This is a genomic window from Adlercreutzia equolifaciens DSM 19450 (assembly GCF_000478885.1).
In the GTDB taxonomy this organism is placed as follows: Bacteria; Actinomycetota; Coriobacteriia; order Coriobacteriales; family Eggerthellaceae; genus Adlercreutzia; species Adlercreutzia equolifaciens.
Genome location: NC_022567.1, coordinates 2,787,788 through 2,800,359, shown reverse-complemented (window position 1 = coordinate 2,800,359; position 12,572 = coordinate 2,787,788). Strand labels below are relative to the sequence as shown.

13 protein-coding genes are annotated in these 12,572 nt (G+C 59.6%); 7 read left to right on the top strand and 6 right to left on the bottom strand.

The genetic code is table 11. The features are described 5' to 3' along the window. Positions 1-20: 20 nt before the first annotated feature. Positions 21-1,532, top strand: coding sequence for an FAD-dependent oxidoreductase (locus AEQU_RS11415; protein WP_041714720.1), 1,512 nt, complete (start codon positions 21-23; stop codon positions 1,530-1,532). Positions 1,533-1,865: 333 nt separating this feature from the next. Here the strand turns inward: AEQU_RS11415 and AEQU_RS11405 are convergent, their stop codons facing one another. Both AEQU_RS11405 and AEQU_RS11400 read right to left on the bottom strand, forming a co-directional pair. Beyond that, entirely contained in the window at positions 1,866-3,491 is a 1,626-nt protein-coding gene (locus AEQU_RS11405; protein ID WP_022741762.1) for an FAD-dependent oxidoreductase, read from the bottom strand. A gap of 142 nt (positions 3,492-3,633) precedes the next feature. Then, the gene (locus AEQU_RS11400; RefSeq protein ID WP_041714718.1) at positions 3,634-4,527 is read right to left on the bottom strand and encodes a MarR family transcriptional regulator; all 894 of its coding nucleotides are present in this window, start codon (positions 4,525-4,527) and stop codon (positions 3,634-3,636) included. A 63-nt stretch (positions 4,528-4,590) separates the two neighbouring features. Between AEQU_RS11400 and AEQU_RS11395 the strand changes: the two genes are divergently transcribed. Then, positions 4,591-4,797: a hypothetical protein gene (locus AEQU_RS11395; RefSeq protein ID WP_041714717.1), complete on the top strand. Its 207-nt coding sequence runs from the start codon at positions 4,591-4,593 to the stop codon at positions 4,795-4,797. A 66-nt stretch (positions 4,798-4,863) separates the two neighbouring features. Here the strand turns inward: AEQU_RS11395 and AEQU_RS11390 are convergent, their stop codons facing one another. The 4 genes from AEQU_RS11390 to AEQU_RS11375 all read right to left on the bottom strand — a co-directional run bounded on the left by AEQU_RS11390 (position 4,864) and on the right by AEQU_RS11375 (position 7,190). Further along, the gene (locus tag AEQU_RS11390) at positions 4,864-6,063 is read right to left on the bottom strand and encodes a Fic family protein (RefSeq protein ID WP_051353450.1); all 1,200 of its coding nucleotides are present in this window, start codon (positions 6,061-6,063) and stop codon (positions 4,864-4,866) included. Between the two features lie 121 nt (positions 6,064-6,184). Further along, positions 6,185-6,430: a hypothetical protein gene (locus AEQU_RS11385; protein ID WP_022741758.1), complete on the bottom strand. Its 246-nt coding sequence runs from the start codon at positions 6,428-6,430 to the stop codon at positions 6,185-6,187. Between the two features lie 220 nt (positions 6,431-6,650). Then, positions 6,651-6,932 (bottom strand): type II toxin-antitoxin system TacA family antitoxin, encoded by a 282-nt coding sequence (locus tag AEQU_RS11380; RefSeq protein ID WP_022741757.1) that lies wholly within the window; start codon positions 6,930-6,932, stop codon positions 6,651-6,653. Positions 6,933-6,935: 3 nt separating this feature from the next. Beyond that, positions 6,936-7,190, bottom strand: coding sequence for a hypothetical protein (locus tag AEQU_RS11375; RefSeq protein WP_041714715.1), 255 nt, complete (start codon positions 7,188-7,190; stop codon positions 6,936-6,938). Positions 7,191-7,919: 729 nt separating this feature from the next. On the opposite strand from AEQU_RS11375, the gene AEQU_RS11370 reads away from it, so the two are divergent. The 5 genes from AEQU_RS11370 (at position 7,920) to AEQU_RS11350 (ending at position 12,564) form a co-directional block, all read left to right on the top strand. Then, a complete protein-coding gene (locus tag AEQU_RS11370) occupies positions 7,920-8,690 on the top strand; it encodes a LuxR C-terminal-related transcriptional regulator (protein ID WP_022741756.1) in 771 nt (256 codons plus the stop codon). A gap of 209 nt (positions 8,691-8,899) precedes the next feature. Beyond that, positions 8,900-9,352, top strand: a complete 453-nt coding sequence (locus AEQU_RS11365) for a VOC family protein (protein ID WP_022741755.1) — start codon at positions 8,900-8,902, stop codon at positions 9,350-9,352. 21 nt (positions 9,353-9,373) lie between these two features. Beyond that, positions 9,374-10,093 (top strand): electron transfer flavoprotein subunit beta/FixA family protein, encoded by a 720-nt coding sequence (locus AEQU_RS11360; RefSeq protein ID WP_022741754.1) that lies wholly within the window; start codon positions 9,374-9,376, stop codon positions 10,091-10,093. Between the two features lie 29 nt (positions 10,094-10,122). Next, positions 10,123-11,037, top strand: a complete 915-nt coding sequence (locus AEQU_RS11355) for an electron transfer flavoprotein subunit alpha/FixB family protein (RefSeq protein ID WP_022741753.1) — start codon at positions 10,123-10,125, stop codon at positions 11,035-11,037. A 63-nt stretch (positions 11,038-11,100) separates the two neighbouring features. Beyond that, the gene (locus AEQU_RS11350; protein ID WP_022741752.1) at positions 11,101-12,564 is read left to right on the top strand and encodes an FAD-dependent oxidoreductase; all 1,464 of its coding nucleotides are present in this window, start codon (positions 11,101-11,103) and stop codon (positions 12,562-12,564) included. The last annotated feature ends 8 nt before the right edge of the window (positions 12,565-12,572 follow it).

Here is a 12,572-nt window from a genome sequence, read left to right as displayed (position 1 = left end):
CGGCGCCGAAGGATACGTCGATGGCCGAGACCGGCTCGGCAACTGAGGAGGACTGGCTCGGTGAAGCGCCAGCGCTGACCGAGGCCGACTGCGACAACGTGGTGGATGCCGATGTGGTGGTTATCGGTTCTGCGGTGGCCGGCTCGCTTTCCGCGTTCGGCGCTTTGGAGAACGGTGCGAAGGTGGTTATGCTCGAGCGCAACAAGATATTCCACTACGGTGGCAACCAGGGCTCCTTCTTGAACTCTGAGTTCCAGAAGCAGTCCGGCAAGCCCACCTACGATCCAAAGGAGATTGTCTACCACATCGTGGGCAATACCGCCAACCGTTGCGACATTCGCCAATGGCGCGTATGGGCCGACCGATCCGGCGAGCTCGTGGACACGCTCATCGAGAAGGTGCTCACGCCGGCGGGCATTCCCTTCACGTGCTCTCCGGCTCCCGATGAGCCGGAGCTGTGGCTGAATCGGGTGTTCGATATCAATGTGGTGCTAGGCGATCCTACGAAGGACAATTACAAGGAATTCCTCTCAGGCATGCACGCCTATCTGGCCGACAACGGCGCCGACATTCGCTACAACACCAAGGCCGAGGTGCTCGTGCAGGACGAGGCCGGGCGCGTAACTGGCGTCATCGCCACAGCCGAGGACGGCTCCCGCACGTTGTTCAAGGCGGCTAAGGGCGTCATCGTGTGCACGGGTAGTTATGCCGGCAACGCTGCCATGGTGAAGAAATTCCAGCAGGAAAAGGTGGCGAAGCTGCTGGAAGAAGGCAATGTGTACACCATGTACATGGATACCGAAGACCTCTCTAGCGCAGAGCCCATGGACGACGGGATCGGCCACCGCATGATGTGCTGGGCCGGCGCCGAGATGGAGGGAGGCCCCCACGGCTTCCTCGGTTGGCCGAACGGCGGTCATATCGGCTGCCCGAATTTGGAAGTGGACCAGGCAGGGCGCCGCTATATGAACGAGGCTCTGTTCCCGGTGAACCAGGTGCAGCAGGTGGTGTCTGCAGCTTCGATGCCCAGCGGTGCCTTCACCTGGGAGATTTCCTCCACCGAGGATCGGCTCATGCCCTGCTTCATCGGCATCGATCCTAACGTGCTGGACGCTATCGCCAAAAGCGGAACCGGCGTGTACCAGGCCGATACCTTAGAGGAGCTGGCCGAGCTCATCGACGTGGATCCGGCTACCTTTACAGCCACGATTGAGCGGTACAACGAGATGTGCGAGAAGGGTGTTGACGAGGACTTCATGAAGAGCTCCGAGTACCTCATCCCCGTGAAGAACCCGCCGTTCTATGCTTTCAACGAGAAGTGGGTGTTCGTGTGCTCCATCGCCGGTGTGCACACCAACGACAAGTTCCAGGTGTTGAATGCCGACCATGAAGTGATCCCGGGCCTGTTCGCCGCGGGCAACACCGTGGGACGTCGCTTCGGCTACGCCTATGAGAGTTCGGGCATGGGGATGTCGAACTCCCAGGCCATGGTCGCCGGCTACGTCGCGGGCGAAACGGCCGCTAGCAGCTAGGAGCAAAGAGAGCGCTTCTCAAAAATGCGCTCACTCAACGCGCCCTCCCCTGAGGCGAAGCTCCGGCGTTCTGCAACGCTGGGGCTTCGCGCTGCTTTTAGGGGGCAGAAACTATGCAGTCATTTGTGCGTTCGCCTTGTTCGAGCTCTCCGTCGATGCCGCGTTGGTTGAGGCGGGATCCATTGAGAAAATGCCGAGCGCCATACCTAGGCTTATCAGCCGAGCGTTTATCATGGTCGGCGTGGTGACGGCCCAGCTGGCTGCGGGAGCCCTCGACGAGCAGACTCCCGCAGCCGTACGTTCTAAAAGTTACCCAGGCGAAGCCAAGCTAAGCTAAGCGATATATTTCGCGGCGGCGTTGGCGGCGTTGCGACCGGAATTGATGTTGTTGGCCATGGCGGTGCCGGGCATGTTCTGCGTGTACACGTTACGCCAAAGCATGGCTCCGTCCAAGCCGACGGCATACAGGCCGGGAATGGGCTTAGAAGCGTCGTCGAGCACCTCGCTGCGGACGTTGGTCATGATGCCGCCGTCCACCACCACGACCAGCGCATCGATGCGGGCGATGTAGAATGGCCCGTTCTCGATGGCGGTAAGGAAAGGCTGGGCCTTGCCGAACTCGCCGTCGAAGCCTTGGGCACAGAACTGATTGTAGCGCTCCATGGTTTCCGCAAGTGTTTCCGCGTCCAGTTCGAAGTGCTCAGCGAGCTCTTCGAACGAATTTGCCGTGAAGACACTCGTGCCGTCGTTGTTGGTCAACGCATCTTCGACCGTCTTCTTGTCGGCCTCGTTCAGTTCGCAGCCATCAAGGATGGCCTGATCGAAGATGGCGTAGGACTCTCGGTTGCCGAGGCATGCGCCAAGGTTGGCCGCCATGTTGAATGTCATGGCCAGAGACTCGTCGTTGAAGCGGCGCGCATCTTGGTTGACCCACACGCACAGGCCGTTGCCAACAAGGCCATTGCCGCCGTTCAAGGGACTGTTGTAGGGGACGGTTGTGTCAGTGCCGAACGCCTTCACCATTTGGAAGCCTTGAATGGCGGCATTGCGGAGAAAGTCTCGGCCTCCAGCAGCCATGGCCATGTTGTAGCCGTCGCCGCACACGGAAGGCGAGCAGTTGGTCATCATCTCGTTCACTTGGTTCTGGGCCATGCCCGCTTGTACGAGGAGGTCGGGGTTGGCCCCGATGCCTCCCGAGGCCAGGACGACGGCTTTGGCTTTAACTTCGATGATATTGCCCGAGCTGTCTTCGGCGTACAGTCCCGAAACGGTGCCGGCATCCACCTTAAGACTTGTTGCTGCAGTGCCGAAGCGAAATTCCGCGCCGTTTTGCTCGGCCGTGGCCTGCATCGGCTCGATATAGCTCGTTACGGCAGAGTCGTTGTCGAACCAGTGCATGGTGTTATAAAGCCCGGCACCGTAGTTGTCGACAACACCGTTGAACTGCACGCCGTTGCCTTGCAGCCAGTCGATATTCTCGGCGGAATTATGCACCATGTCGTACCAAAGCGCGCCATTGGTCACCCACTGGGCCTCTTCAAGTTCGGTGCGGATGATGTCTACTTCGTTAATCTCGATGCTCAGGTTTTTCTGCAGCTTCGAGCCCACGGCGAAGACGCCTTCGGTGCCCGCGCCGTTTCCGCCCGCTGCACCGCCTTTCTCAAGAACGAGAACCTTGCTGCCGTTCTCTGAGGCTTGCACGGCTGCGGCGAGTCCCGAGATGCCCGCGCCTACGACAACGATGTCGCACTCGAGCGTCTCGGATACGTTGTCAGGCGTCGCGGGCGCTTGCGCATCCTGGTTCGACGGCTCGGACTCCTTTTGCGTGTTGGTCTGGTTCGGCTGTGCGCATCCCGCAAGCCCCAGCAACGCCATCGTGCCGAGGGCGGCACCCGAGATGAACCCCCTGCGGCTCATGCCCCGCTGATTGCCTGCTGCCTCGTTTGTGATTGTCTCCATGATCCCTCCGTTCGCTTGATTGTGGAAACAAGGAGAGCATAGGGGTGCAGAAAAATTACAGCAATTGAATCTAGCTAGCGCAAAATGCCAGGTGAGAGCTCTGCTAAAAAGCAATAGCAGAAAAATGATTACAATGAGGGAACTAATAGGGCTGCTCTGCTGAAAGATTGAGGTACATTCTCATGTACCATGCGTCCACCACCATGCTTCCATTTTGCTTGATGGGGCTGTGCATTGCCTGGGTGACCTCGTTTGCCGCACGGCGAAGGGTGCTTGCTTTTTTGGTGCCCGCCTCGGTGAGCGTGACGATCCTCTGTCGTCCGTCATCGACGTCCTCTTCGATGTGAATCAAATTGGCTCCCTCAAGCTTTTGCAGCACAAGGGTTGCGTTGCTTCGTGGAATGCGTAAGAGCGATGATAATTCAGAAGGCGTGAGAACCTCCTCGGCCTCCAGGACGTCGAGAGCGCGGTACTCGACAAGACTAAAAGGTGCAAGACCTCGAATAGCTTGTTTCCACTCGTCAATTGTTATGCGCCATAAAAGCAGGTGAGAAGAGCCGAAGTAGAGCTTTCGGTCTGGCTGAACGGACAGCGCATCGACATGGTGTCCGCGAACGAGGTCGCAGCTCTCCAAGGAGGAATCTCGCATAAATTTGAAAAACTCTTCGTCTTGCAAGTTCCGAAGGAATCGTTCGCGGAGGAATCTGGCAACTATTTCGGCCCCTCTGACGGCTACGCCTTCTCCCTTGACCGTCAGGGCGCATCTCATGGTTCGATGGTCGTTTTCTTCGACCGTTTTCGAGACGAGCCCCAGATCTTCTAGAGTGAGCAAAATGTTCCAAGTAGTTTTTCTCTGCAGCAAAAGATAATCTGCAAGATCTGAAGCGCCGAGCGTCGCTCTGGTTTCGTAAAGTGCAATAAGAGCCAGGAACTCGTTGTAGGTTAGCCCCAGGCTCTCTCGCACGCAATGCGATACTTGTCGAAAATGCTCGACAGTAACCGTCATCATCTGGTGAGAATTTGCTACTTTGCCCATAGGGACATTTTAGCGAAAGCTCGTTTGAGTTGCTTGGCGTGATGGCTGGAAAACGAAAGATGATTGGCTAAATCGAGCACCTGGAGTTGGGCAGCGCGCGCCTTCTTCGCGAGCTTGGGCATGCCCACCACCTTGGCTGAGCTGGATGTTGATGCGGCCGACATCCCGAAGATGCTGCCGACCCTCGCCCAGAACAAGGGCGTCCCCTTCGGCACCTTCAAGAAGCTGACCCTGGAAGACGCCGCGGAGATCTACAAGTTGGCGCTGTAGGGCGGAACGGAGTAAAAACGGAGTAGCGGCGCCGCAAGCCCCTCGATCTCCTTCGAAAAACAGAGGCTATGCACCCGCCACAAGGCGGCGTATGCCGGCCATGCTCGAGATTTCGTCGAGGATGGAAATCAGTTCAGGGGCTTGGTAGAAATCGCCGCGTCGCATATTGCCAAGAGGTTTCAATATGCCGTATTCGCATGCTCTGTTGATGATGGAAGTTGCTGATCTGCGGGTTATCTCGAGCCCGTTTGCCACGTAATCGGAGTTGACGACGGGCTGCTCTACGAGCAGTGCGGGTAGGCCGAAGATGCGAGATCCTGAGCGCTCTTGCATGCGCGCCGTCCAGTCTCCTACAAGCCCTGCGATAGTGCGCGATGTCTTTTGCCCGACGACCATGGCCAAGTCGATTGCGTTGCAAACCTGTTCGACAATAGGCGCCGGATCGCCCTGCTGGTAGCATGAAAGCGCGCTCATGTAGTCGTCGATATCGTGCAGCAAACCCGCCGATATGGGCACGGTTGCATGAAGGAGGACTCCGTCGCTGCGCAACATGCGATGGAGAAGCGTTCGGCCTGTGCGCCCATTTCCGTCGACGAAGGGATGGATGGTTTCGAACTGGGCATGGACGAGGGCGGCTTTGGCGATAGGGTCTATCTCTTCGGTTTGCGCGAAAGCGCAAAGGTCGTCCAAGCACTCATCGACGCGGCCTGGCACAGGTGGCACAAACAGTGCACCGTGGGGACTGTAGGGGGTACCGCCGACCCAAACTTGCTCACCGCGCAGCTCTCCTGCAAAATCAAGAGCGGTTTTCTTGAGCAGCTGGCGATGAATCTGCCGAATGCCGTCGGTCGTGAGGGCGTCTTCGAGATTGAGCGCGCATCGCATGGCATCGATGTTCCCCGCAATGACGAGTGCGTTTGGCGGCGCGGAGGACGAAAGCTCCGCCAGAGCGATATTGCGCGCGCTGGAGGTGAGGTTTTCTATTTGGGAGCTTGCCGCCGATTCACTGCGCAGCAAGAGGCTGGGAAGGTTAAAGGGCAGCGAGTCTTGGTGCTCGTCGAATCGGACGAGGCGCATTCGGGCATCAGCGAGGCGCTCGGTGAGCTCGGCTGAGAGCCGGGGGCGCGCATGGCGGATTTTGGCCGGGACGGCCGCCTGGTAAGTGGAAGTGATTTTTCTGCGCCGAGATTTCGGAATGAGGTAGACGTCCTCGTCGCGCAGGTGCCACGGAACCTCTTCGGTGGTTATGGCCGACCAGTCGCTCACGAGGCATCCTTTCATTTGGCTTTGCTTCTTTACTATACAATTAGCGGAAGCGAATTGCAATTCACTTCCGCTAATTGAGATTTAGGGAAGGGAAAATTGCTCCCATCTGGCAGTTAAACGATCAGGGGCCCACATCACATGGGCCGTTACCAACAAGGCCATTGCCGCCGTTCAAAGGACCGTTGTAGGGGATGGTTGTGTCCGTGCCGAAGCGGAATTCTGCGTCGTTTTGCTCGGCTGTGGTTTGTATGGGCTCAATATAGCTCGTTACGACAGAGTTGTTGTCGAACCAGTGCATGGTGTTATAAAGCCCGGCACCGTAAAAGCCCGGCCCGTAGTTGTCGACAACACCGTTGAACCGCATCACGCGCTTTGCATGGCCTTTTGGAAGAAGAGCGGGGTGACGACTGCTTCCTCAACAGAAACGGTCCAACTTCCGCAATGAAAATAGTCCAACTTCCCCAATCGCTTCGTTGACGTGGTATAACGGGCGTCCTCGTCCCGATAACCTGTCTGGCCTCATAAGGGAAAGATCGCTCAAAACCCTTCTCTGTCCTGTAGGGGGCTCCGAAGGAGCTTTGGGTTTCTCAGCTGGCGGTCAGCACGCGTTGAGTTCTGTCAAGTGCTGCCTTGCGCAGGAATGCCGAACGTGACTCTCCCTCCTGTTCGGCTGCGCGCTTGATGGCAAGAGCGGCGGAGTGCGGTACTTTGAAGCTAATCACGTCGAGAGGCTCGTCGGCCAGCCTTGGTCGGCCTATCACCACGTTGCCCGACCACTGGCCGGGGAGGGATCCCGTCTCGGCGGCCTCGGCCAGAGCTTCTATCTCTGCGTCAGTGATTACCTTGCCGCTCTTGAGGGTGTATTCCATTTTCTATCTCCTTCCCAGTCCAAGTTCGCGCTTCATCCGCTCTGTCGCCGGCGAAAGCGCATGGATGATCAGTGTTGTCCCGTCAGCTAAGATTATGCCGACCATTTCGACTTCGCGCCCAGTACCCGTAAAGCCGATCGTCACCCAGCAGTCATCGCCTCTCGGACGCTTCCGAGCGAAGTTGTGCCAGGCGAAAGAGATCTCCTCTTGTGACAGATCGTGCTTGAGGGCGTGGGGATGGATGCGTATCAAGTCCATAGACTTCTTCCTTATGTAATACTAAAGTATAATACAAAACCCAATGATCCCCAAGGCTTTATCGGGAAGCAAGAGCCTACATCAGCCGAACCGCAATTATGTCGCGAGAAAGTCGCGTTTCGTTCCCCGCGTCGACCGCATTTATGTCGCAATGCTTTCCGCTACCCCCAGAGTCAACCCTCCAACGGCACGATTAAAAAAGAGTGATCACTCCTCATGGTTCTTACGGGCCAGCAAGCGGCCTCCCGCCGGCCGGCCGGCGTCTACGTCGTCCCGATAACCTGCCTGGTTCTGTAGTGGACGAGGGATCTCCTTCGCGCTGCGGCGCCGACCTGCCCGAGGGAGCGTCGGTTTGCCGCTGGGGCTTCGCTTTCTCTAGCAAAAACGTCACTGTGGCCACAGAGCGACAAGCAATCTCAACCTTCCGTAAAAATCTTCACTTTCGAAGTTTTTTATAGAGCTGCCTCGTTGAGAAGCATAAGTTCGCGCATAGGGGCGATGCGAAAGCGGTGGTGCCGCCATGGACGCTGCGACAAGAAAGCCGTTTTGCCATGCAAGCATTGGAGCGTTTGATCGAGCAGGGCTTCGTTGCTTGGTGCGCGCTGCTGTGAGGATACGAAAGGATACGAAAGGATACGAAAGGATACGAAAGGATACCGCCCAAGGATGGGGAACCTTGGTACAATCAAGACGCCTGAATCGTTCACTTCAATGGGGAGAATACCCGTTATGACTGCCTACTGCGAAACTTCCGACTGCTTCGAAACATCGTTGAACCAGCACAGCGACACCCTCGAGGGACTGCGCCACCGCGCCTATCGGGATCGTTCTCGGGACGACAGAGTTGGCATCATGATCTGCGATAAAGATCGACTCTTCGTGGAGGGCATCGCAGCGCTCATTGAGCAATGGGATGAGTTTGATCTGCTCGCGAAGATATATTCCTACGATGAGGCTCTCGCGGCGGCGAAGGAACATCTCCCTGCGGTGGTGCTGTTAGGGGCTCGTGTGGGAGATACGCCATGTGCGCCGGTTATACGCGACATTCTCGCTTCCGATCCAGGTGTATGCGTTATGGTCTTGGCTTCGTCGGGCGATTCGCGCGAAGTGCTGGACGCACTGCGCGCCGGTGCTATGGGCTATGGCGTGCGCAACGAGCTATCGGTCGACCGGCTTCGCGGCACTATCTGGGGAATGGTTTGCGGAGAGGTGGTGTTCGACGGATCCATTCGCACCCATCTGCAAGAGGCATTGCGCTCTTCTGATGGGCAGGAGCCGGCTTTCTCCGACGCCGATTCGGGCCTTATGAAGCTGTTGACCCAGCGCGAGCGCGAGATTCTCTGCCTGTTGATGGACGGCCTGTCGAATCAGGAGGTGGCTACGCGCCTGTTCATCAGCGAGCCGACGGTGAAGAAGAATGTCAGCCGCATCATCGACAAGCTTCAAGTGCAGAATCGTGTGCAGGCTGCTGTATATGCGGCGCGCCATCTTCCCCGCTAGCCTCTTCCGTATCCGAAAGAATACTCATTCGACACCCTTGTGCCGCAGGTCAAGGGTGTCTTTCGTCTCTTATCGGTGAAGCAATTTATATCCCAACTCCTATACGTTCGGGGCTAGGGAACCCACCTTCATACCTCCTATGATGACGGCACATCGGGCCTGGCGAAAAGCCGAGTGCCGCAACCAAGTCGTTTGGAAGGAGCCAAACCATGAAGGGCAAGCTGATTCGCGTGTGCGTCGTGGCCAATGACGCGGCCGAGACCATGAGGGATTTCAACGACCTGTTCGGGGTCGAGTTCTACGGGCCGTTTGATGACGAGCATGTGAAGCTGAAGGTGGCGCTGCCGCGCAGCGGCGGCATGGAGGTGTCCTCCCCGACGGCCGCCGACGACCCCATCGGCTTCTCGCAGTATCTGGCCGCTCACGGCGAGGGCATCAAGGGCATCGCCTTGCGCGTGGACAACATCCAGGAGGCCATGGACGAGCTGAAGGCCAAGGGCGTCGAGCTTGGCGTGTACTTCGAGCACAACCTGATGAAGGAGTGCATCATCCCCCCGCAGCCGAAGACCCACAACATCGAAGTGGCTCTCAACGAGTTCCCCGATGAGGACCCGGTCGGCCAGGCAGTGGCCCGCGACATGGGCATCGACCTGTACGCCTAACGACTGCGGCGGAGGAAAGCAATGAAGGCAGTAGCAATTTTCAAGTGGGCTCCGAATCCCGATGACGCGCTGGTGCGTGTCGACGGCACGGTGAACTGGAGCACGGCCCGCCATGATGTGGGCGACGACGATCATGCGGCCATGGCCTGCGCTATGGCGGCCGCCAACGGTGACGAGGTGGTTGGTTTGTGCGTGGGCGGTGGCGACACGTCGTTTGCAGCCGCACGCGGCGCCGAGCGCACGGTGGTGTTGGAGGGCTTCCCCGTGCCCACCGACTCTATGACCATGGCCCGCGCCTTGGTTGAGGAAATCAAGGGTGTTGAAGGCACGGGGCTGGTTGCTATGGGCGACGCCGACTGGGATCCCATGGTGGCCCCGCTGGTGGCAGCCCTTCTGGGGTGGCCCCTGCTGACCGCCGTGGATGAGGTGGCTATCGCCGACGGTGGCCTGGTTGTGACCCGCCGCCACGGCATGGGCACTCAGGACGTCGCGGTAACGGGTCCGGTTGTGGTTGATGTGGCAGCTCGTCGCGAGGAAGAGGAAAAGCCCGGCATGCGCCAGGTGCTCGCCGCTCGCAAGAAGCCGTCGGACACCAAGACCGTGGAAGGCGACCGCTCGGCTTTCTCTTCTCGCGGCACGCGCTTGCCCGAGGCGACCTCGTCGCGCCTGTTCGATGGATCCGATCCTGCCGATGCCGTGGAGCAGCTGGTAAGCGCTCTCAAGGCCGACGGCGTGCTCTAGTCGCACTGAACGCAAGAAAGGATTCTCTCATGAGCAACAACGTGGTAATTATCGTTGCCGACGAGGTGCCGGTGGGCACGCTGCTCGCGGTAGCCAAGCGCGCTGGCACAGATGTGAAGGCCGTCGTCGCGGGTTCCCGCGCCCTGGCCGACACGGTGGCAACTGGCGGCGTGGCGTCGGTGGCCTGGATTGACGCGCCGGAAGCAACGCCTGTCGAGGCCTTTGCGGCCACGGCGGCCGAGGCGGTCAAGGCTTTGGAGCCGGGTGTCGTGCTCGCGCCGAATGCTGCAGCCTCCCGTGTTCTCGCCGGAGCTGTCGCCGCCGAGCTTGATGCCGCTGTCGCTTCGTCGGTCAGCAACGTCGCCTTCGAGGGGGATGTGAAAGTCGTTGATCGCCTGGTGGCCGAGCAGCGCGCCGTCGAAACGCTCGAGACCACCGCGCCGGTAGTGGCACTGGTGGCTGACGGCTCCGACGATGTGGAAGCAGCGGCTGCCGCGCCGGTTGAGGTCGTCGCCGAAGGAGCTGTCGCGCCCCTTGCGATCACTGCGACCCATGCCGGCGAGGAGGGTGGGGCTTCCCTCGCCAGCGCCAACCGCGTGGTGGGTGTCGGCCGTGGCCTGACGAGCAAGGATCAGCTGGCCCTGGCCGAAGCTTTGGCCTCGGCGCTGGATGCTGAAATCGCCTGCAGCCTTTCGCTGTGCGACGACTACCGCTGGTTCGAGCATGGCCGCGTGGTGGGCACTTCTACCCAGCGCATCGCCCCGCGCCTCTACGTGTCGGTGGGTATTTCGGGTCAGCCCCAGCACATGACCGGAGTGCGCGGTGCCAAGACCATCGTCGCGATCAACAACGATCCCGAGGCGCCCATTTTCCGCGCTTGCGCCTACGGCATCGTCGGCGACTTGAACAAGGTGGTTCCTGCGCTCACGGCGGCGCTTTCCTAAATCAGGGCAGTACGGCATCTCGTCCGGGGATGCCGACGCATAAGAAAAGAGAAGGAGAAGAGCATGGCGTTCGATACTGAGTACGACCTGGTCGTCGTCGGCGGCGGGGCTTCGGGGAAGTCCGCGGCCCTCGAGGCGGCCCGCGCTGGCAAGAGCGTGGTCATCCTCGAGAAAATGCCCGAGACGGGCGGCCTGTCCATGTTCGCCGAGGGCACTGCTGCCTTCGAGTCGAGCGAGCAGAAGAAGCTGGGGAAGCCGGCCCATCCCGACCGTCATTTCCCCACCAAGCAGGAGGGCTATGACAAGTTCAACGCGTACAGCCACTATCGCGCAAACTTCGACGTGGTGCGCGCCTTCGTGGACAACTCCGCCGATACCATCGATTTCCTCAAGGATCTGGGCGTGGAGTACAAGACGGTGACCATCGCTGCCTATGACGATCCCAACGAGGTGTGGACCTTCCATCTGCCCGACGGCCTGGGCGCTCGCGTGCAGGAACTACTGCTGTCGGCCGTGGAGCACGCCGGTGTGGACATCTTCACCGAGACTCCGGCCACCGAGCTTATCATTGAGGACGGCAAGGTTGTGGGTGTGGTCGCCGAGTCCGAGGGCGAGCCCCTGCGCGTGGGCGGCAAGGCCGTGGTTCTGGCCACGGGCGGCATGGGCTCCAACCCCGAGCTCATCGCGAAGTATTCCTGGTTCGCGCCCAGCGCCTACAACATGAACACCCTCACGCCGCTGCAGAACATGGGCGACGGCCTGATGATGGCCCTGTCCGCTGGCGCCGACGACACCAACATCGTCACCTGCCCCATTCTGGCGGCCGGCGCCCGCGACAAGGCCATGGACTCCCACATCGGCGCCGCTGGCGTGCAGCCGGGTGCCATCTGGATCAACAAGACCGGCCGCCGCTTCGCCAACGAGGGCACCGCCGAGAACATCGGCGATATCGGCCCGCTGTACGGCAAGCAGCCCGACGGCATTGTGTGGTCGGTGCTCGACCAGGCCAACATCGACCGTCTTGCTGAGAACGGCTCCGAGATCTCCATCGGCGAGTTCGTCGTGTTCGGCCGCCCGCTCGATCGCCTGCGTATGGAGCTCGATCAGGACGTGGCCGACGGCGTGGCCTTCGCGGCCAACACTCCCGAGGAGCTGGCCGAGAAGATCGGCGTGTCCCCGGAGAACTTCGCCGCTACCGTGGCTACCTACAACGAGGCGTGCGCTACGGGTGACGACAAGGCGTTCTTTAAGCAGGAGAAGTACCTGCGTCCGCTTTCTACCCCGCCGTTCTATGCTGTGGCCCTCGCCACGGGCACCATGGGCTCCGCCGGTGGTATTCGCATCAACGGCAATATGCAGGTAGTCGACAAGGACTACGAGCCCATTCCCGGCCTGTACGCCGTGGGTCTGGACGCTACGGGCCTGTACGGCGACTCCTACAACATGGAGGTGCCGGGCGCGGCTAACGGCTTCGCTCACACCTCGGGCCGTATCGCGGGCCGTCATTTCGCAGCCCAGCAGGCCTAACCCTTAGT